Below are 20,277 nucleotides of genomic sequence, written 5' to 3'. Positions count from 1 at the left end.
GAGCATGACCGCTTCGGGCCGCATCGTTTTCAGCAGGATGGAGGAAGTAATCTTCGGCCGGCCCGCCGCCGAGGCGCTGGCGGAGCTGGTCGAGCGCCTCGGCGCCGCGCGCGTCTTCCTGATGGTGAGCGGTACGCTGAACCGCGAGACCGACGAGATCGAGAAGCTGCGCCGGGCACTCGGCAACAAGTGCGTCGGCACCTTTGACCGCATGCCGGCCCATTCGCCCCGCAGCGCCGTGATCGCCGCGGCGGAGCAGGCCCGGGAGGCCCGCGCCGACCTGATCGTCACGCTGGGCGGCGGCTCGATCACCGACGCGGCCAAGGCCGTCCAGCTCTGCCTGTCGAACGACGTGCGCACGGTCGACGACATGGACCGCATCCGCGGCGCGGTGGACGTGAAGCCGCCGACCGTACGGCAGATCTCCATCCCCACCACCCTGTCGGCCGGCGAGTTCTCCGCCATCGCCGGCGTCACCAACGAGGCGACCAAGGTGAAGGAGATGTTCCGCCATCCCCTCACTATCCCGCAGGCCGTCGTACTCGACCCCGAGGTGACGCGTCACACGCCGATGTGGCTCCTGCTCTCGACCGGCATCCGTGCGGTCGACCACTGCGTCGAGGGCGTCTGCTCCAACGAGTCGAACGAGTTCAGCAACGCTTCGTCTCTGCACGGCCTTTCACTGCTGGCGCGCGGCCTGGCGCGGGTGAAGGCGGATCCCACCGACATGGCCGCCCGTCTCGACTGCCAGACCGGCTCATGGCTCTCGATGGCCGGCCTCGCCGCCGGGGTACCGATGGGCGCCAGCCACGGCATCGGCTACGTGCTGGGCGCGGTCTTCGACGTGCCGCACGGCCATACGTCCTGCATCATGCTCCCGTGGGTCATGCGCTGGAACAAGCCGGCCAACGCCGACCGCCAGGCGCTGATCGCCAGCGCCATGGGCCATCCCGGCGAGGATGCGGGCGACGTGCTCGACCGGTTCATCCGCGGCCTCGACATGCCGCGCACCCTCTCCGACGTGAAGATCGGCCGCGAGCATTTCGACCGCATCGCCCAGCAGGCGATGGGCACGCCGTGGGTGCCGCGCAACCCGCGCCCGATCCCGACGCCGGCCGAGGTAAAGGAGATCCTGGAACTGGCCGCGTAGGCTCAGTCCCACTTCCTCTCGAGGAAGCGCCGGATGTCGTCGGTGAACTGCTGCGGCGCCTGAAGCATCGAGAAATGGCTGACCTCGGGCTGCAACAGCAGTCCGGCGTTGGGTATCGCGCCCGCCATGAACTCCGTGTTCTCGCGCTTGATTGCCTCGTCGTGATCGGCGTCGACGATCCAGGTGTGGACCGTGATGCCGGCGAGATCGCGTGCCGTCCAGTTGGGCTGTGTCGCCCACATGGTGCTGATCTCGTCGACGAACTTCTTGTAGTCTCGGGGTGTCGCCGACAGCGCCTCGTATTCCTTCTGGCCGCGCGCGATGAACTCCATGAAGACCGGGCTCTTGGTCACGTCCTTGACCCCGCCGGGATCGGAATTGGCGGCAAAGGCGAAGAGGCGCGATACGCGCTGCGGGTTCGTCATCGCCATGCTGAGCCCGATGATCGCCCCGTCGCTCCACCCCACCACGGCGGCCTGTGGGACTCCCAGAAAGTCCATGAGGCCAATCACGTCGGAGGCCATCAGCGCATATCCGTACGGCTGCGCATCGCGCGTACTGCGTCCGTGGCCGCGGCTGTCCATGACGATGACACGGTGAGTCTTCGCCAGTTCCGGAACCTGGTGGCCCCAGTAGTTCGAGTTGGCGAGCCCACCGTGCAGCAGGATGACGGGCGGCCCGCTCCCGAAGGTCGCATACCAGATCGAGATGCCGTTGACCGGTGCATGACCACTGCTCACGGCGGGAGGGAGCGTCGGCGTGGGCGGAAGGGTCATCCAGCGCGGCACCGGCTGTGCCGAGGCCGAGGTGACGACGAAAGCGAACAAGAGGCTGAGCAGAAGGGTGCGCATGTCCAGACGATAGCGCCGTCACCGGGGCGGACGCCATCCCCGGTCAAGGTGCCGCTTCAGATACGACCCTTCCGCTTCGCCACCGCTTCGGCGAGCAGGCAGAGGATTTCCCACATCATCGTGACGCCGACGAGCGCGGTGTTGCCGCTCATGTCGAACGGCGGCGAGACTTCCACCACATCGCCGCCGACCAGATCGAGACCACGCAGGCCGCGCAGCATCCGCTGCGCCTCGTGCGGGGTGTAGCCGCCGATCTCGGGCGTGCCGGTGCCAGGTGCATAGGCCGGATCGAGACCGTCGACGTCGAAACTCACATAGGTCGGGCCGGCGCCGACGACGCGGCGAGCCTCCTCGATCACCTTCTCGACGCCCAAGTCGAAATACTCTTCGATCGTGATGACCCGCATGCCCTGGTCGAGCGCCCACTGGTTGTCGTCGGCCTTGTAGAGCGAGCCGCGGATCCCGATCTGCACCACGCGCTTGGGATCGAGCAGCCCCTCCTCCACGGCGCGGCGGAACGGCGTGCCGTGCGTGTACTTGAAGCCGCCGAAATAGGTGTCCCAGGTGTCGCTGTGGGCGTCGAAATGGACCATGCCGAGCGGCGGCAGGCCTTTGCGGATGCCGCGCATGATCGGCAGCGTGATCAGGTGGTCGCCGCCGGCCGAGAGCGGCACGACGCCGGCGGCGTGGAGTTTGGCGTAGTGCTTCTCGATGCGGTCGAGGGAGTCGTCGAGGCTGGCAGGATTGACCGGCGCGTCGCCGAGATCGCCGCATCTGGCCAGCTCGTACGGCGCGATCCCGGTCACGTGATGGATGCGCCGCATCATCGTCGAGAGGTCGCGCATCTGGCGCGGACCGTGGCGCGCGCCGGGACGGTTGGTCGTGCCGCCGTCCCAGGGCACGCCGACCATGCCGATCTCGACCGCCGTCGGGTCGCGGAACAGCGGCAGGCGCATGAAGGTGGCGACGTCGCCGAAGCGGGGCACCACGGTGCCGGCAACCGGCTGGGGGAATTCCTGACTCTTGCTCATCCCCCCAGTCTAAGCCTTCAAGACGGCTGCAACAGGGCCTTTCGGGCGGAAACGAACTCCTCGACCGCCGCCACGAACCGGTCGCCTTCGGCGTCTCCGATCATGACGTTCAGGGCCACGAAACCACGGCGGGCGATCCAGATGCCGGCCGCGCTCATGTCGAAGAAGAACAGCTCCTTCGCGTCCTGATTAGAAGACGCGATGTCCGCCGCCGTCCTGATGGGCCGCGACGTGGCGTGCGCCGTCATCATCGAGCCGATGCCGGAGAACTGGAAGGCGACCCCCGCCTTGCTGCAGATGGCGTTCAGCCGCTCGCGGATCCGGTCGCCGCGGTCGTTGAGCTCCTTGGCGGCTTCGGCCGTGTAGACCTCGCCGTACCCCGCGACGCCCGCCGCCATGGTGAGAGCATTGTTGTTGAAGGTGCCGGCATGGGGCAGCGCGTCCGGCTTGGTCGGATCGAACAGTTCCATGATCTCGCGCTTGCCGCCGAAGGCACCGAACGACATGCCGCCGCCGATATACTTGCCCAGCGTCGTCATGTCCGGCGTGATGCCGTGCTTGGCCTGCAGGCCACCCGGCGAGAGGCGCGAGGTCATGACCTCGTCGAAGATCATGGTGATGCCGCGCGCCTTGGTCTCCTCACGCACCGCCTTCAGGAAGTCGACGTCGCCCGGCAGGCAGCCATGGCTGCCCTGCATCGGTTCCAGCAGGACGGCGAAGATCTCCTCACCGTGTTTGGCGAGCAGCGCCTTCGTACCTTCGATGTCGTTGTAGGGGGCAACCACGTAGTCGTAGGGCATGTTCACCGGACTGCCGCCGCTCACGAAGTAGAGCACGCCGCCATGATAGCCGCCGTGGAACACCATGACCTTCGTGGCCTTCGTGCGCCCCTTGCGCTGCGCATAAACACGGGCACCCGCCAGCGCCATCACGTTGCCCTCGGTACCGGAGTTGGTGAAGCGCACCAGGTCGATCGACGGCATGCGGTCGGCGATCAGCTTGGCCAGCTTGCCCTCGTTCTCGTTGCGCCCGCCGAAGTTCCAGCCATGGTTCAGAGCCTTGTCGATGGCAGCCCGGATCACGGGATGGGAATGGCCGTAGATGCCGGCGGTATATTCGCCCAGCACGTCGATATATTCATGGCCGTCTGCGTCCCACAGGCGGCAGCCCTCGCCCCGCACGACAGTCAGCGGAAACGGCGCATTGTGCAGCGTCGTGCGGGTGTTGCCGCCCGGCATCGCCACGCAGGCGTCCTGATGGCGCGCGAAGCTCCGGGGGTTGCGGTCGACATAGGCCTGCTTGGCTTCGGCCAGGGCAGATTGCAGATCCGAATTCACCAGCGCTTGATCGGGCACGTCACTCTCCTCGCGTGAGGCAGGGAGTATCACACGACGTTGAGTTCCCGGATAGGCCGCCCCAATTCAAGGCGGTCATAACCAAAAGTATTGAGATCGAGTGTCCGATACTCCCCGTGCACGATCAGCTCGGCGACGGCGCGGCCCACCGCCGGAGACTGCTGGATGCCGTGGCCGGAGAAGCCCGTGGCGAAGATCAGGCTCTCGATCCGGGGATGGCGGCCGACGATGCCGTTCTGGTCGAACGTATTGTACTCGTAGTAGCCAGCCCAGGAGTTCACGACCTTCGCCGCCTCGAAGGCCGGTACGCGTGCCGCCAGAGCAGGCCAGACCATGTCGTCCCACTCTTGGTGCTGTACCTCGAGCGGCGCGCCGGCCAGGTCGTTGCCTTCGGCCGGCGTGGTGCCTGCGAGGTAGAAGCGCCCCTCCGGCCTGAACCACGTGCCTGACGGATCGATGGTGAGCGGCGTCACACCCGGCGCTTCGCGCACGTCGAACACGAAGACCGAGCGCCGGCGCGGCTCCACCGGTAGCGCGATGCCCGATCGCCCTGCGAGCTCGCCCGACCAGGGCCCCGCCGCCAAGACGACCGCACGCGCCTCCAGACGTCCGCCCTCCTTCAGATCGACACCGGCCGCATCGAACGACACGACCTCGTCGGCGACATAGGTCGCACCGAGTGCGCGCGCCGTATTCCGGAAGCCCTGCATCAGAGACGACCCGTCGAACCAGCCCTCGTTCGCCGTGCCATGCGAGGCGAGCGCGAGCCCCTCCTCCGCGATCCAGGGAAAGCGCGCCTTCAGGGCCGCCGGATCAAGCAGGTCGACGGCACACCCCTCGGCTTTCTGAACAGCGTGGTTCGCACGCAGCACCGCCTCGCCGGCCGGGCTCGCCAAAAACAGATAGCCCGGCTCCCGGAGACCGAGATCGACGCCGAGCAACTCCCGTGCGCGGCGGAGGAACTCGATCCCAAAGCGCGACAGATGGATGTTGAGCGGCGTCGAGAACTGCTGCCGGATCGAACTCGCAGACAGCGCCGACGAGGCGCGCGTATAGGCTGGATCGCGCTCGACCACGGTGATCGTGCCGCCGAAGGCGGGATCGGACTTCAGATGGTAGGCGACCGAGGACCCGATCGCCCCGCCACCAATCACCACGACGTCAGACTTCATGGTTCGCCCGGCACCGTCACCCAGCCTTCCATCAGGCGGCGCGCCGAACGGCTCATCATGACCCTGGCGACGGTCCATTGACCGTTGTCTTCCCGCGCCTCGGCGCCAACGCTGAGCGTGCCCGAGGGGTGTCCGAAGCGGATACGGCCGTCGGTGCCGGTGGGCGCCACGCGGCTCACGATCGTGCCCGGGATCGCCGCGGCGGCGGCGATGGCGACGGCCCCGGTGCCGGTCATGGCGTGGTGAAGCACGCCCATCGAGAAGATTCGCGCGAGCAGGTCGATGGCATCGGCCCCGAGATGCTTGCCGTCCGACGCTCTGTAGGCGGCAGGTTTGGCGATGAAGGCAAGCTTGGGCGTGTGCGGCCGCTTCTCCGTCGCCTCCTGCGGCGTGGCGACGAGGCCCATCGCAACGGCGCCCAGCGCGCGAACGGCCTCAACCCGTTTCAGCAAGTCCTTGTCGCCGTTGACGTCGCCCTGCAACTCGGTGCCCTGGAGACCGAGGCTCGCGGCATCGACGAAGATCGTCGGATTGCCGGCGTTGATCAGCGTCGCCTCGAGCCGACCGACACCCTGCACGTCCAGGATGTCGATCCGATTGCCGGTCGGGAACATGGCACCTCCGCCGGCACCGCCGCCGCCCTCCTCGTCGGCGGCGGGATCGAGGAACTCGACCTTCACCTCAGCCGCCGGAAAGGCCACACCGTCGAGTTCGAAGTCGCCGAGCTCCAGCACTTCGCCCCCCTGCATCGGCACGTGATTGAGGATCACCTTCTCGATATTCGCCTGCCAGATCCGCACCGTCGCAATGCCATCGGCCGGACCGTCGACAAGCCCCATGCCGAGGGCGCAGGCCCCAACGGCGGCGCTGAGATTGCCGCAATTGCCCGACCAGTCGATGACCGGTGCGTCGATCGCGACCTGGCCGAAGCGATAATCGACGTCGCAGCCTTCACGATCCGACTTCGACAGAATCACGACCTTGCTGGTGCTAGACGTCGCCCCGCCCATGCCGTCGGTGTGCTTGCCGTAGCGGTCCGGGCTGCCGATCACCCGCAACAACAGCCGGTCGCGCGCCGCCGGGTCAGACGGCAGGTCCCGCGCCTGGAAGAACACGCCCTTGCTGGTGCCGCCTCTCATGTAGACGGCGGGAATACGAAGCTGCTTCATCGCGCGATGTTCGCGCGAAATCAGCGGCGCCGCCAGACCTGCAGGCGGGCGAACAGGAAGCGGTCGGCGATCAGGTGGGCTGCCTTCACGGCCGCCGAGGTCAGCACGATCACCACGCACAGGGCCGCGGCGGCCGCGGTCGTGCCCGCCTCCTCGATGTTCACCGCCGCCACAGAGGCGAGCTTGGTGTCGGGGGCATAGAGGAAGATCACCGACGACACGGTCGTCATGGCATTGACGAACAGGTAGATGGCGATGTCGAGAATGGCCGGCAGGCAGATCGGCGCCGTCACCCGTACGAAGGTCCGCCAGATCGGCACCTTGAGCGAAGCCGAAACGGCCTCGAACTCAGGATCAATCTGCTTCAGTGCCGTCGCCGCCGTCAGATGGCCGACCGTGTAGAAGTGCGCCACCGTGTTCAGCACCAGGATGCCCATCGTGGCGTACAGGAAACCGAGCGGATTGCCAGGCGCGTTGAAGAAGAAGATGTAGCCAAGGCCCAGCACGAGGCCCGGCACCGCCATCGGCAGGAAGGCAAGGAATTGCACGACCCCGCGCATCATCCCGAAGCCGCGCGTCTTTTCGTTCAGCCAGGCGCCGGTGAACATCAGCAGCGTGCCGAACACCGCCGCGCCCAGCGCCATGCGCACCGAGTTCCAGTACGAATCCCAGCCGTTGGCGTCGAACTTGGCGAAGTCGTAATTGTCGAGTGTGAGGCTGAGATTGTAGGGCCAGTACTTGATCAGCGAGCCCCAGATCGCCATGCCGAGGATGGTGAGGATCGCCGCAGAGACCAGCAGGCAGAACGCCGTAAAGAAGAGATCGCGGCCGAGTTTCGGCCGCGGCACCAGCGGCACGGCGCGGGCGGTCAGCAGTGCCACCTGCTTGCGCTGGACCAGCCGATCGACCAGGAAGGCCAGCGCCGCCGGGGCCAGCAGCACCATGCCGACGACCGCGCCCATCGAGAAGTCCTGCTGGCCGATGACCTTCTTGTACACGTCGGTCGCCAGCACGTTGAAGTTGCCGCCGATCACCTTGGCGATGCCGAAATCGGTGATCACGAGGGTGAAGACGACCAGCGCAGCGCTGATCAGGCCGTACTTTGCGCCGGGCAGAGTGACCGTGAAGAAGATGCGGCGTTTGGAGGTACCCAGCACCTCGGCCGCCTCGTAGAGGCGCGCATCGGCCGTGGCCAGCGCGGTCGTCAGGATCAACGTCGCGTGCGGGAAGCAGTAGAAGACCTGCGCGATGACGATCCCGTCGATGCCATAGATCGAGCCGCCGCCCAGCAGCGCCTTGAAGAAGCCCTGCGTGCCGAAAAGATAGATCAGCGCCAGGCCTGGCAGCAGCGAGGGGGCGAAAATCGGGATCAGCGAGATGCCCTGGAACAGCCAGCGCATCGGCAGCACCGTGCGCGTCAGCGCATAAGCGTAGAGGAACGCGAGCGGGACCACGATCAGGGTCGTGATCGTTGCCACCTGGAGGCTGTTGAGGGCCGACTGGAAAAGAGCCGGCGTCGAGAAGTAGGAGACGTAGTTGGCAAGCCCAACGAACTTGCCGTCGCGATCCTCGAATCCCTTGGCGAGCAGTGCCCAGAGCGGAAGGCCCAGCATCATGAGCAGTATGGCGGCCAGCAGCACGACGCCGGCGCGCATCATCAGGTCGTCGCGCGAAAGGCCGACCTTCAGCCCGGGAACGACCAGGCTCAAGCGAAGACCCTGAGCCGGTCGGGCGGCAGCGCGATGTCGAGCTTCGTGCCGATTTCGACACCGAGATCGCGGATCAGGTTGCTGGAGAAGTCGGCCGTCACGGCCACATCCGCCGCCGCCTGCGCCTTCAGCGTCGCGCGGCAGAAGGCGCCGACGAAATCCAGCTCCGCCACTTCGACCGGTACGCGGTTGGCGATGTTGGCCGGCAGGTCGCGGACGCGCACGTCCTCGGGCCGGATGCAGAGGCTCACCTTCTGCCCCGGTGCAAGGCCCTCCTGCGGAGGACAGGCGAAGTCCACTCCGGCCACCTTCACCCTGTCCGGCGCAACCAGGGTGCCGGCCATGAAGTTCATGGAGCCGACAAAGTCGGCCACGAAGGCGGTCGCCGGACGGCGATAGATCTCCTGCGGCGTCCCGACCTGCTCGATGACGCCGTGGTTCATGACCACGATGCGATCGGCCATGGTCAGCGCCTCCTCCTGGTCGTGCGTTACCATGATGGTGGTGACGCCCAAGGTTCGCTGCAGCGCCTTTATCTCATGGCGCAGCCGAAGCCTGACGCGCGCGTCGAGCGCAGACAGAGGCTCGTCGAGCAGCAGCAGGCCCGGCGACGTGGCCAGCGCGCGAGCCAGCGCCACGCGCTGCTGCTGGCCGCCGGAGAGCTGTGCCGGATACTTCGGACCGGCATCGGGCAAGCCGACCAGCGCCAGAAGTTCGGCGACACGCTTGGCGATCGCACCCTTGTTCTGGCGGCGGTTTACCAGCCCGTAGCCGACATTGTCGGTCACGCTGAGATTTGGGAACAGCGCATAGGACTGGAACACGATGCCGAAGTCGCGTTGCGCCGGCGGCAGCGCCGAGATGTCCCGGCCCTTCTGGCTGATCGTCCCCGAGGTCTGCGGGTCGAGGCCGGCTATGCTCCGCAGCAAGGTGGTCTTGCCGCAGCCCGAGGGGCCGAGGAAGCAGACGAACTCACCCTCGACGACGTCGAGCGAGACGTCACGGAGGGCGGTGAAATCGCCGAACCGCTTGGAGAGATTTCTGACTTCGAGATAGTAGGTCATGGCGGCCACGATCATCCTGAGCGGGCCAGGCGGCTCCCGCTCAGGATGACAACAGAGGATCGATGCCGTTTGGCGTTACTTGGCCTTCGGTGCCGACTTGCCGTCGTAGCGCTTGGTCCACTCCGCCAGGATGCGGTCGCGGTTCTTTGCCATCCACTCGACGTCGTTCTTCACCATCACCTTCTCGAGATTCGGCGGATAGTTCGGCGGCGTGATCGCGACGCCCGGATAGGCCACGATCGGATAGGTCTTGGCGTAGAGCTCGTTGGCCTTCTTGGAGGCCGCCCAGTCGGCGAGCTTCTTGGCCGCCTCGAGGTTCTTGGTGCCCTTGACGATGGCGGTCACCTCGAGTTCCCAGCCCAAGCCCTCCTTGGGGATCACCAGTTCGAGCGGAGCGCCCTTGGTCTTTTCCGAAGCACCGCGCGTGTCGAGACCGATGCCGATCAGGCGCTCGCCCTTGGCGGCCTGGACGCAGGGCGCAGAACCCGAATGGATGTACTGGGCGATGTTCTGATGGAGCGCGTCCATGTACTTCCAGCCCGCTTCCTCGCCCATGATCTGCAGCCAGGCAGCGACCGTCAGGTAGCCGGTGCCGGACGAAGCCGGGTTCGGCATCACGATCGAATCCTTGTACTCCGGCTTGATCAGGTCGGCCCAGCTGGTCGGAACCGGCTTGTTGTTCTTCTTGCCCTCGGCCGTATTGAAGCAGACCAGCGACAGATAGGCGTCCATGCCGACCCAGGTCTGGGGCGTCTTGCCGCTCAGGAACATCGGGTTGAGCGCGGTCGCACCGGCCGGCGTATAGGGCTCGAGCATGCCCATCGAGGCCATCAGGCCGACGTTGGAGGCGGCGAGGCCCCAGATGATGTCGGCCCGGGGATTGTCCTTCTCGGCCATCAGCTTGGCCGCAACGACACCCGTCGAATCGCGCACCCAGGCGATCTCGATGGTGGGGTTGTCGGCCTCGAAGGCCTTCTTGAACGGATCGAGCTGGTCGTTTTCGAGCGCCGTGTAGACGGTCAGCTTGGTCTTCTGCGCGAAGGCCGGCGATGCCAGGCCGAACATCGCGAGAGCGGCGGCGCCCGCCAGCGTGGCGCGCCTGAAGATGGTCCGATCGATCATTTGTTGAAGTCCCCCTGTTCAGCCCCTGTCGAACGCCTGCAGCTACAGGCCATTCGTGACCCTTATGTTACAACAGTCGGCGCGCGGTGCACTCAGCGTTCTTCGGTCAATTTCTCGCCAACCGCGGCAAGCCATCCCCGCACCACCCGCTCCTCGTCCCGTCCCAGCAACCCCGCCAGCCGCCCCTCGACCCCCATGACCCGCGTCCGGCAGCGCTTCAGCAGGGATTCCCCGCTGGCGGTCGCATGCAGGCGCAGGATGCGGCCGTGCGTGGCGTCGGCCGTCTTCTCCACATGCCCGGCCCTGACCAGATTGCGGACGATCACGTTGATCGTCTGCGGCGTCAGGAAGGTCAGCCTAGCAAGCTCCGCGCCAGAGATACCGGGATAGTTCACGACCATGGTCAGCACGGCGAACTGGGGCGGCGTCACGTCGAGGTCGGCCAGAGCCTTCTCCATGGCCGCCCGCACTGCCGCGTGGGCCTGCCGCAGAAGGTAACCCAGGTGACCTTCGGGGCCCCGCTTGCCTTTGCCGGCTTCGGGGATTGGAGAGCCATGCCTTGTCTTCCGCACCATCAGGTCCCGAACACCTTCTTGAGGTCGCTGGTCGGTATCGTGTCGCGCATCCACCAGAAGCTGCCCGCCTTCATGTCGGTCGCGCCCTTCATGAAGGCGGCCAGCGCCAGTCGCGACAGCGCGCCGCCGACGCTGATCCGCTTCACGCCTGTCGCCGCGATCTGCTCGGCCGTGAGGTCGGGATCGCCGGCACTCATCACGACGTTCAGCGGCTTCGTCACCGCCGATGCCACGGTGCGCATGGTCGCGAGATCGCGCAGGCCCGGGGCGTAGAGCACGTCGGCGCCCGCCTTCTCGAAAGCCTGCAGCCGGCGGATCGTGTCGTCGAGGTCCTTGACGCCGCGGATCAGATTCTCCGCGCGCGCGGTAAAGGTGAATGGCACGGACAGCGAGCGCGCCATCTCGGCGCCCGCTGCCACGCGCTCCACCGCGTGGTTGAAGTCGTAGATCTTCTCGCCGCTCCAGTCCTCGATCGAACCGCCGACGATGCCAACGGCCGCCGCATCGCGCAGAATGGTGGCGGCTTCCTTCGGATCGTCGGCGTAGCCGTTCTCGAGATCGGCATTCACCGGCAGGTCGGTCGCGCCGGCGATGACCCGGCAATTCTCGATCAGCTCGTCGCGATTGACCGCATTGTCGCCGTCGACGCGGCCCAGCGCATTGGACATGCCGAGGCTGGTGGTCGCCAGCGCCTCGAAGCCCAGCGACTGCAGCAGCTTGGCCGTGCCGGCATCCCAGGGGTTGGGCAGCAGCAACAGGCCGGGCCGCTCGTGCAGCTCGCGAAACGCCTGTCCCTTTTCCGCCTGCGTCCGCATTTCGTGTCCTCCGCTTTCTGCTAAGGAACACCGATGGACATGTCAGCGCAACGGGAACTCGCCCGCCTCCTCGCCACGCTTCGCCGCGAGCGTCGCAGCCAGAGCGGTCTCGCACCGCATCTCGTGCCGCGGGACAACGCGACGGCCTACCGGATCGCCGGCATGGTCGCCGAGGAGCTGGGCTGGCCGGTGCTGGGCTGGAAGATCGCGGCTATGAAGGAGGAGATGCAGAAGGCGCTGCGGACCGATTCGCCGATCTACGGCCGCGTCTATTTCCTGAAAGAAACGCCACACAGCGCCGTGCATGCAACGCTTGCAAGCCCTATCCCCGAGGTCGAGTACCAGGCGAAGCTGGGCCGCGATCTGCCGCCGCGCGACGAGCCGTACAGCGTCGAGGAAGTGACCGACGCGGTGGCGTCGCTGCACCCCGGCCTCGAACTGGCCGAGTGCCGCTTCATCCACGACGCGTCGTTCCCGCCGCTGCCGGCCATCCTGGCCGATGGTGCCGGCTCAGGTACGATTGTCTATGGCCCGGCCATCGACGACTGGCGCAACCTCGACATCCCCGGCCAGGAGGCGACGCTGTCGTCCAACGGCCGCCTGCGCCGTAAGGGCACGGCCGCAGCTGCACTCGACCATCCGATGGTGCCGCTCACCTGGCTCGCCAACGAACTGTCGCGCACCGGCGTCGGCATGAAGGAAGGCCAGATGGTGAGCACCGGCACCCTCACCGGGATGCTGGCGCCAAAGCCCGGCGAAACCTACGTGGCCGAATTCGGCCCGTTCGGTTCGGTCACGGTCTCCTTCACCTGATGGCCGCCGCCCGGCTCAGGAGGACAGCTCGGCGTCCCGGCTGATCACCATGGCCGCCAGCGTGAGCAGACAGGCCGCCAGCAGGTAGTAGCCCACCCAGGCCAGCGAGAAGTTCAGCGCCAGCCAGGTCGCGATGTAGGGCGCCAGCGACGCCCCGAATATGCCGGCGAGGTTGAAGGTCATCGAGGCGCCGCTATAGCGCACGGAGACCGGAAACGGCGATGCCAGCGCCGCGCCGATCGGCCCGTAGTTGAAGCCCATCAGGGCGAGACCGACGATGTTGAAGGCCAGCGCGCCGGCAAGGCCAGAGGCGAGCAGCGGTTCGAAGAAAAGGCCGAACACGCCGGTGCAGGCGGTGGCGATCAGGAGCACAGTGCGCCGGCCGTACCGGTCGCTCAGCCAGGCTGCCAGCGGAATGGTTGCGGCGAAGAAGGCCACGCCGATCAGCTGAATCTCCAGGTAGCGCTCGCGCGAATAGCCGAGCTTGCTGGTGGCCCAGCTCAGCGAGAACACCGTCATCAGATAGAACAGGACGAAGGTCGCGAGCGCGACCAGCGTGCCGAGGAGCAGTGCGCGCTTGTGCGAGCGCAGCAGGTCGAGGATCGGCACGGCGACCCGCGCCTCGGTGTCCACGGCCTTCTGGAACTCGGGTGTCTCGGTGATCTTGAGCCGGACATACAGGCCGAGCAGCACCAGAAGCAGGCTGGACACGAACGGGATGCGCCATCCCCAGCTCAGGAACTGTTCGTTGGTCAGAGTTTCCGTCAGCAGGAGAAAGGAGGTCGCCGACAGGACGAAGCCGAGCGGCGCTCCCAACTGGGGAAACATGGCGTACCAGCTGCGCCGGTGCGGTGGCGCATTCTCGGTCGCCAGCAGGACCGCCCCGCCCCATTCGCCGCCCAGTCCCAGACCCTGGCCGAAACGGCAAATCGCCAGCAGCAGCGGCGCGAAGACTCCGACCGTATCGTAGCCCGGCAGGAAGCCGATCATCACGGTCGACAGCCCCATCGTCATGAGGGCGGCGACGAGCGTGGCCTTGCGGCCGATGCGATCGCCGTAGTGGCCGAAGACCGCCGCGCCCAGCGGCCGCGCAAAGAAGGCGATCGAGAAGGTGGCGAACGACTGCAGGACGGCCGAGGTCGGGTCGCTGGTCGGGAAGAACAGGTGCGGGAAGACCAGCACCGCCGCCGTCGCGAAGATGTAGAAGTCGAAGAACTCGATGGTCGTTCCGACGAGACTGGCCGTCAGGATGCGGGCCGGCGAGTTGACCTGCTCGCCCATCTACTTGGTGAAGACCATCGCCCGGTCACGCACGGAGCCGTGGCGCAGGGTCAAGAGGTCGAGCACGTAGTTCTGGTAGAGCTTCCACGGCCGCTTGCTGCCCTGCTTGGGCTGATGCGGCAGCGCGCGCTGGATGTAACCGGAGGAGAAATTGACCCATGGCTCTTCCCTAAGCGTCGGATCGCTGTTGTGCGGTGTCGCCTGCCTGAAGCCCTTGCGGTCCATGTAGTTCAGCAGCCGGCAGACATATTCGCAGACGAGGTCGGCCTTCAGCGTCCACGAAGCATTGGTGTAGCCGAAGACAGACGCGAGATTCGGGACGTCGGAATACATCATGCCCTTGTAGATCATGGTGTCCGACGGTTTGACCGGCTTGCCGTCGACTACGAGCTTCGCGCCCCCCAGCGGCTGTACCACGAGGCCGGTCGCCGTCACGACCACGTCGGCCTCCAGCTCGGCCCCCGACTTCAGCCGGATGCCCTTTTCCGTGAACGTCTCGATCGTGTCGGTCACGACCGAGGCCTTCTTCTTGCGGATGGCGCGGAACAGATCGGCGTCCGGCACCAGGCAGAGCCTCTGGTCCCAGGGATTGTATTTCGGCGTGAAGTGGGTCGCGACATCGTAGTCCGGTCCCAGCATCTGGCGCACGCCGCCCAGGATCAGGCTCTTCACCTTCTCCGGCTTGCGCTTGCACATCTGGTAGAAATACATGCCGAGCAGGACGTTCTTCCAGCGCGTCAGCATGTAGGCGAGCTTGAGCGGCAACCGACGCCGCAGCTTGTTGGCGATCGGATCCTGCGCCGGCCGCGCCACGACGTAGGTGGGCGAGCGCTGCAGCATGGTGACGTGGGCCGCGGTTTCGGCCATCGACGGCACGACCGTCACGGCGGTGGCGCCACTGCCGATCACCACCACCTTCTTGCCGGCATAGTCGAGATCCTGCGGCCAGTGCTGCGGATGCACGACCCGCCCCTTGAAGGAATCGATGCCGGGAAACTCCGGCAGGTACCCTGCCTCGTACCGGTAGTAGCCGCTGCACATCCAGAGGAAGCCGCAGGAGACGAACAGGCGCTCCGCTCCGCGCTCGATCTCGACCGTCCACTTCGCGTCCGGTGTCGACCAGGAAGCACCGATCACCCGGTGGCCGTAGCGGATGTGCCGGTCGATTCCGTTGTCGCTCGCGACCTCGCGGATGTAGCTCAGGATCGCGGGACCGTCGGCGATCGCCTTCGGATCCTTCCAGGGCCGGAACCGGTAGCCGAGCGTGTACATGTCGGAGTCGGAGCGCACGCCGGGATAGCGGAACAGGTCCCATGTCCCGCCGCTGGCGGCACGGCCCTCGAGGATGGCGTAGCGCTTGCCCGGGCAGTTCTTCTGCAGATGCCAGGCGGCGCCGATGCCTGAAAGCCCGGCACCGACGATCAGCACGTCGAAATGTTCAGAGGCTGTGCGGTTCTGGGGCGCCGGGGCTATGATCGTGTCCATCAGGACTTCATTGCGGAAAGCATTCCGACTGGCAACTCGCCTTTCCGCGCGCCTGCGGGTGCGGCTACAGGGCCGCGGTGACGATGATCTCGATCAGGTCGCCCTCGGGCATGACCGACTGCACGAACGACCGGACCGGACCGTGATTGGCCGGCATCCAGGTGGCCCAGGCCTCGTCGAAGGCCGGCTTGTTGTCGTGGTCGGTGACAACGATCTCGGCCTTCACGATGCGGGTGCGGTCGAGACCGGCGTCTTTCAGGTAGCCATCGATCACGCCAAGCGCGCCCAGGGTCTGCACGCGGATGTCCTGCGTCCGGTCGGGCGACGTCGCGACGCCCCACAGGAACCCTCCGCCGCCCGGCAGGCGGTAGATGGCGACCGAAGATTTGGCCGGCACCCGCGGGTTGGGGATGCGGATGATGTCGCTGGTGCTCATGTTTGCCTCCCTGACGGTCCCGTCCGCACTATGGCCCCGGCGCGACCGCCGATGAACAGCGACGCACAGCCGATCAGGGTGACGATGGCGGCAATCACGAAGCCCGGACCGTAGCCGCCGAATCCGTCGCGCAGGAAGCCGAACATAGCCGGCCCGAAGGCGGAGGTGAGTTGGATCACGGTGGCGGCGGTGCCGTAGGTGGTCCCGAAGGCCGCGGCGCCGAACTCGCGACGGACGACGACCGGGCCCAGCGTGGTGACGTGCCCGATGCCATAGCCATAGACGAGGCTCGCGACGACGAGGACGGGCACGACCGGCCAGAACGCGATGGCCAGCAGCGAGCCCGCCTGCGCGATCATGACAAAGCCGCCCAGCCGACGCGCGTCCACACGGTCCACGATGCGCGCGAGAATGAGGCGACCGACGAAGGCCGCGACGCCCGACGCGCTGACCAGCATGCCTGCTCCCGCCCGTCCCAGCAGCGGCTCCGCCAGCGCCACGTGATGAGTGATGAAGCCGATCTGGATGGCGAGGCCGAGCGCGAACGCGATCGTGGCGCTTCCCAGGAGGAGCCGCCGATTGCCCGCGTTGGCGATCGGCGCGAGATGGAGCGTTGGTGCATCGGCCCGGCCGGCCTCGCCATCCCGCGGAAGGCCGAGATCGGCCGGCCCGCGGTAACGCAGCACGATCGCGATCAGCGGCCCCAGCAGCGCCACGGCGACGACACCGGCGGCGATCAGGCCGTGCCCGAGGCCGAACTCGCCGATGGCGAGCAGCAGCAGAGGTACGCCGGCGATGGCGCCGACGCTCGCCCCCATGATGGCGAGCGTCATCGACCGGCCCTGGTGGCGCTCGAACCAGGGCGCCACGGTGGTGGTGATGCCCGTCATCGACAGTGTCGACCACCCGAAACCGAGCAGCACAAAGCAGGGATAGAGTTGCCACGGCGCGCGCACCTGCCCGATCAGCGAGACACCCGTCGCCATGCAGGCCAGCCCCAGCAACAACACGGGACGCGGCCCGAAACGGTCGATGCTGCGGCCCACGACGCGCTGGATGCTCGCGCTCACGAGGAAGAACACGGTGATCGCCGACGCCACCTCGGCGATCGGCCAACCGTGCGCCGACGTCACGGCCTGCAGGTACACGCTCGAGCCGAAGAGTCCCAGCGACCAGGCAACTGCGGCGATCACGAAGCAGGCCCCGACGACCCGCCAGCCATGAAACAGGGAACTCAACTCAGCCGCGCCTTGCACGGCAAACGACTCGGATCATGGACGCTTCCTTCGGGCTTCATGTTTGCAGTAGCTTACTGGAACGTCGGGAGCGCATGCCAGCCAGCCGCAACAATTCCACGTCCCGTCGCGTGTCCACGAAAGCCCCCGGGAGGACCTGATGACCACAAGCGTCAAACAGCTGATGGAAGCCGCCAATGCCGCCGTGCCGAAGGTCACGCCGGCTGAAGTCAAGGCCCTGATCGCCAAGGGAAACACGCTCGTCCTCGACGTGCGCGACGCCGCCGAGGTCGCCAACAGCGGAAAGATCGCGAATGCCGTCAACGTTTCGCGCGGCATGCTCGAGTTCCGGGCGGACCCACAGTCGCCCTACCACGACAAGGCCTTCGACAAGTCCAAGACCGTGATTGTCTACTGCGCCTCGGGTGGCCGGGCCGCGCTCAGCGGCAAGGTCCTGAAGGACTTCGGGTTCGCCAATGTCGTCAACCTCGGTGGCTTCAAGGACTGGGTCGACAGCGGTGGAGCGGTCGACAAGTCCTGAGGCTCACTTCTCGGCAAACTTGAGCTGCTGGATCGCCGTCAGCAGCTTGGTGATCTGATTGCGCTGATCCTCGTCGAGCGGCTTGTCGTCGGGCAACGGCTGGAGCAGCAGTTCCACGTCCTCGAGCTGCTTGACCAGATTGTAGGCCTTGTTGGTCTTTTCCTTCTCGGTGCCGACGAGCATCGGATAAACGGCGAGATAGAGCGAGGCGAGGCTGCGGTTCTGCAGCTCCGGCGTCAGGGGAATCGCACTCTTGAAGATGCCACCCAATGCCGCCTTGGCGTCGCCGACCGTCTTGGCCCGGCGCAGCAGGAAACTCATCCCGTCCAGCCGATGTTCGATCTCGAAGCGATGGTTGATCAGGTCGGACTGGTTCTTCTGGGCTATCTCGTGCTCGTGCTGGATCTGCTGCAGAAAGGCCGCACCGCCGGTGAGAACCACCGAAGACAACAGCCACATGCCGACGGAGCTGTTCAGGAATTCATAGACCCTCGAACCGAATCCCGGGGCCGGTGGCGCTGCCGGCTCGACCGCGGGCTTGGCCGCCTCCTGCTCCAGCGACATGCGGATCGAGTGGCGATAGCGCTCTTCGGCCGCGATGCGTTTCATCTCTTCTTCGGTCAGCATCGCCCACTCCTAGTCCTTCATGAACGCGTTGAGATCAGGAGTGGGAACGGTACGGTCGAGATAGGAGAAAGTACCCTTGTCCTTAACCTCGGTGGCGGCCTCGATCAGGCCGGTCATTGCGGCGCGGTACAGCGAGGTGGCGAGGCTGATCCGCTTTACGCCGGCCGCTTCCAGTTCCGCCTTGCTGAATGACTTGCCCCTGATCCCGACCATGAAGTTGAACGGCTTGCGCAGCGCACCGCAGACCTTCTTGACCGAGGCCAGGTCGGGCAGGCCCGGCGCGAACAGCACGTCGGCGCCGGCGGCCTCGAAGGCCTGCAGGCGCTTGATGACGTCGCCGAGATCCGGCTTACCGCGCAGAAAGCCCTCCGCGCGTGCCGTCAGAATGAAGGGCACGGGCAGCGAACGCGCCGCTTCCACCGCCGCCTTGATGCGCACGGTGGCCGTGTCGATGTCGAACAGGGGCTGATCGGGATTCCCGGTCGCATCCTCGATCGAGCCGCCCACCAGACCCACGCCCACCGCCTGGCGGATCGTTTCGGCCGCGTCGTTGGGGGTGTCGCCGAAACCCTTCTCGAGGTCCGCGGCCACCGGCAGGTCGGTGGCGTTCACGATCATCCGGGCATTGGCGAGCGCCTCCTCCCGCGTCACCTTGCCATCGCGCTTTCCCAGCACGCCGGCCTTGGCACCGCTCGAACTCGCGAGGGCCTGGAAGCCGAGACCGGCGAGGACGCGCGCCGAGCCAGCGTCCCACGGATTGGCGATGACGAAGGCGCCCGGCGCGTCATGCAGCGCACGGAACTTTCGGGCTTTCTCGGCCTGACTGACACTCATGAAGGTTTCCCCATACTCTTCGAAAGCGGCGCAGTTTGTCCCGCGCGCGCTTGCGAGGGCAATCGAGATTATTTCGGTGCGGCGCCCGTTTTCGTGGCGATCTTTCGGCGCCATCGCATGTACGGCAGCGTCACGGCGACGGAGATCGCGATGTACACCGAGATCACGACGGCGACGCGAGCCCCCGGCAGGGACGTCGCCACGACCACGGCGACACCGATGTGGCGCATCGCGCATGCCACGGCGAGCGCCGTACGGTCCTCTTCGTTTGGCCCGCCGACCAGATGGCCGATGATCAGGGCCATCAGGATCAGCACTGCGAGGGCCGCCACCCCCTGCCAACTGACCTCGAGCGCGACATGCCAGTTCACGATGAGCAGCGTGAGCGCCGCCGCGGCCAGCACCAGTCCGGCGAGCCCCACCAGACGACCGCCGATCCGCGCGGCGATTCCCGGAAGCAGCCAGCGCACCGCCATGCCCGCCAGCAGCGGCAGGAAGAACGACTCACCCAGCACCAGGGCCGCCCGCTCGGGTGCGAGGTGCGGCAGCCGCGGAAACAGCGGCACGAGCATTTCGAGCCACACCGGCACCAGGATCACCGCCAGGACCGACGAGACGACGACCAGACTGAAGATGTAGGCACCGTCGCCGATGCCAAGCAGCTTGCGCGGCAGCAGCGGGGCCCCGGCCGAAACCGCGAGGACGAGCAGGCCCGCCTCGACACCCGGCGACAGCGGCAGCAGCTTCACCAGCCCGACCGCAGCCAGCGGGACCAGGACGTACATCGCCATCACCGAGCGCAACAGCAGGGCGGGATGGCGGAACAGCCTCAGCGCATCGCGAGGTGTCGAATCGAGGCCGATCCCGAAGATGATCACCGTCACGGTCATCTTCAGGAGTACGAGCAGGACGACCGTCAAATCAAGACTCCCGGGTGTCTGTACGGAGCGGCCATTCCCGACCCGCACCGCGGGGCGCAGACGGGACAAAGTCAGGGCGATCCGGCCGGCCA

The 20,277-nt window shown here is 66.5% G+C and carries 20 protein-coding genes; 3 read left to right on the top strand and 17 right to left on the bottom strand.

Annotated elements, in window-relative coordinates:
- Nucleotides 1-4: 4 nt before the first annotated feature.
- Entirely contained in the window at nt 5-1,150 is a 1,146-nt protein-coding gene (locus LJ725_RS27305) for an iron-containing alcohol dehydrogenase (protein ID WP_230554122.1), read from the top strand.
- Between the two features lie 2 nt (nt 1,151-1,152).
- Here the strand turns inward: LJ725_RS27305 and LJ725_RS27300 are convergent, their stop codons facing one another.
- The 10 genes from LJ725_RS27300 to LJ725_RS27255 all read right to left on the bottom strand — a co-directional run bounded on the left by LJ725_RS27300 (nt 1,153) and on the right by LJ725_RS27255 (nt 12,013).
- A complete protein-coding gene (locus LJ725_RS27300; protein WP_230554121.1) occupies nt 1,153-2,001 on the bottom strand; it encodes an alpha/beta fold hydrolase in 849 nt (282 codons plus the stop codon).
- Nucleotides 2,002-2,057: 56 nt separating this feature from the next.
- Nucleotides 2,058-3,032: an agmatinase gene (speB, locus tag LJ725_RS27295; RefSeq protein WP_230554120.1), complete on the bottom strand. Its 975-nt coding sequence runs from the start codon at nt 3,030-3,032 to the stop codon at nt 2,058-2,060.
- A 17-nt stretch (nt 3,033-3,049) separates the two neighbouring features.
- A complete protein-coding gene (locus LJ725_RS27290) occupies nt 3,050-4,387 on the bottom strand; it encodes an aspartate aminotransferase family protein (RefSeq protein ID WP_230554119.1) in 1,338 nt (445 codons plus the stop codon).
- Nucleotides 4,388-4,416: 29 nt separating this feature from the next.
- Complete coding sequence (locus LJ725_RS27285; RefSeq protein WP_230554118.1) at nt 4,417-5,559, bottom strand: NAD(P)/FAD-dependent oxidoreductase; 1,143 nt, start codon at nt 5,557-5,559, stop codon at nt 4,417-4,419.
- Nucleotides 5,556-6,728, bottom strand: a complete 1,173-nt coding sequence (gene prpF / locus LJ725_RS27280) for a 2-methylaconitate cis-trans isomerase PrpF (RefSeq protein ID WP_230554117.1) — start codon at nt 6,726-6,728, stop codon at nt 5,556-5,558. The genes LJ725_RS27285 and prpF overlap by 4 nt, the downstream gene beginning before the upstream one ends.
- A 20-nt stretch (nt 6,729-6,748) precedes the next feature.
- Entirely contained in the window at nt 6,749-8,386 is a 1,638-nt protein-coding gene (locus tag LJ725_RS27275; protein ID WP_230554162.1) for a putative 2-aminoethylphosphonate ABC transporter permease subunit, read from the bottom strand.
- A gap of 47 nt (nt 8,387-8,433) precedes the next feature.
- Nucleotides 8,434-9,501 carry a putative 2-aminoethylphosphonate ABC transporter ATP-binding protein gene (locus LJ725_RS27270; RefSeq protein WP_230554161.1) on the bottom strand — a complete coding sequence of 356 codons (1,068 nt, stop codon included), beginning with the start codon at nt 9,499-9,501 and terminating at the stop codon, nt 8,434-8,436.
- Nucleotides 9,502-9,576: 75 nt separating this feature from the next.
- Complete coding sequence (locus LJ725_RS27265; protein WP_268990898.1) at nt 9,577-10,623, bottom strand: putative 2-aminoethylphosphonate ABC transporter substrate-binding protein; 1,047 nt, start codon at nt 10,621-10,623, stop codon at nt 9,577-9,579.
- 92 nt (nt 10,624-10,715) lie between these two features.
- The gene (locus LJ725_RS27260) at nt 10,716-11,081 is read right to left on the bottom strand and encodes a MarR family winged helix-turn-helix transcriptional regulator (protein ID WP_329958401.1); all 366 of its coding nucleotides are present in this window, start codon (nt 11,079-11,081) and stop codon (nt 10,716-10,718) included.
- A gap of 116 nt (nt 11,082-11,197) precedes the next feature.
- The gene (locus LJ725_RS27255; RefSeq protein ID WP_230554115.1) at nt 11,198-12,013 is read right to left on the bottom strand and encodes an isocitrate lyase/PEP mutase family protein; all 816 of its coding nucleotides are present in this window, start codon (nt 12,011-12,013) and stop codon (nt 11,198-11,200) included.
- Nucleotides 12,014-12,052: 39 nt separating this feature from the next.
- Between LJ725_RS27255 and LJ725_RS27250 the strand changes: the two genes are divergently transcribed.
- Nucleotides 12,053-12,826: a 2-keto-4-pentenoate hydratase gene (locus LJ725_RS27250; protein ID WP_230554114.1), complete on the top strand. Its 774-nt coding sequence runs from the start codon at nt 12,053-12,055 to the stop codon at nt 12,824-12,826.
- A 15-nt stretch (nt 12,827-12,841) separates the two neighbouring features.
- Here the strand turns inward: LJ725_RS27250 and LJ725_RS27245 are convergent, their stop codons facing one another.
- From LJ725_RS27245 to LJ725_RS27230, 4 genes are all read right to left on the bottom strand, one after another.
- Complete coding sequence (locus LJ725_RS27245; protein ID WP_230554113.1) at nt 12,842-14,107, bottom strand: MFS transporter; 1,266 nt, start codon at nt 14,105-14,107, stop codon at nt 12,842-12,844.
- Complete coding sequence (locus tag LJ725_RS27240) at nt 14,108-15,592, bottom strand: flavin-containing monooxygenase (RefSeq protein ID WP_230554112.1); 1,485 nt, start codon at nt 15,590-15,592, stop codon at nt 14,108-14,110.
- A gap of 64 nt (nt 15,593-15,656) precedes the next feature.
- On the bottom strand, nt 15,657-16,028 hold the full coding sequence (locus tag LJ725_RS27235; protein WP_230554111.1) for a RidA family protein: 372 nt from the start codon (nt 16,026-16,028) through the stop codon (nt 15,657-15,659).
- Nucleotides 16,025-17,266: an MFS transporter gene (locus tag LJ725_RS27230; protein ID WP_230554110.1), complete on the bottom strand. Its 1,242-nt coding sequence runs from the start codon at nt 17,264-17,266 to the stop codon at nt 16,025-16,027. Before LJ725_RS27230 ends, LJ725_RS27235 begins: the two co-directional genes overlap by 4 nt.
- Nucleotides 17,267-17,423: 157 nt before the next feature.
- Here LJ725_RS27230 and LJ725_RS27225 point away from each other — a divergent pair, with 157 nt between their 5' ends.
- The gene (locus tag LJ725_RS27225; protein WP_230554109.1) at nt 17,424-17,804 is read left to right on the top strand and encodes a rhodanese-like domain-containing protein; all 381 of its coding nucleotides are present in this window, start codon (nt 17,424-17,426) and stop codon (nt 17,802-17,804) included.
- 3 nt (nt 17,805-17,807) lie between these two features.
- Here LJ725_RS27225 and LJ725_RS27220 read toward each other — a convergent pair whose 3' ends face one another.
- From LJ725_RS27220 to LJ725_RS27210, 3 genes are all read right to left on the bottom strand, one after another.
- Complete coding sequence (locus LJ725_RS27220) at nt 17,808-18,431, bottom strand: hypothetical protein (protein ID WP_230554108.1); 624 nt, start codon at nt 18,429-18,431, stop codon at nt 17,808-17,810.
- Between the two features lie 9 nt (nt 18,432-18,440).
- The gene (locus LJ725_RS27215) at nt 18,441-19,265 is read right to left on the bottom strand and encodes an isocitrate lyase/PEP mutase family protein (protein WP_230554107.1); all 825 of its coding nucleotides are present in this window, start codon (nt 19,263-19,265) and stop codon (nt 18,441-18,443) included.
- A gap of 68 nt (nt 19,266-19,333) precedes the next feature.
- Entirely contained in the window at nt 19,334-20,185 is an 852-nt protein-coding gene (locus LJ725_RS27210; RefSeq protein WP_230554106.1) for a bile acid:sodium symporter family protein, read from the bottom strand.
- Between the last annotated feature and the right edge of the window lie 92 nt (nt 20,186-20,277).

Source organism: Reyranella aquatilis, assembly GCF_020880995.1.
In the GTDB taxonomy this organism is placed as follows: domain Bacteria; phylum Pseudomonadota; class Alphaproteobacteria; order Reyranellales; family Reyranellaceae; genus Reyranella; species Reyranella aquatilis.
The sequence above is the reverse complement of the archived record's forward strand: the minus strand, read 5'-3'. Positions and strand labels throughout refer to the sequence as shown.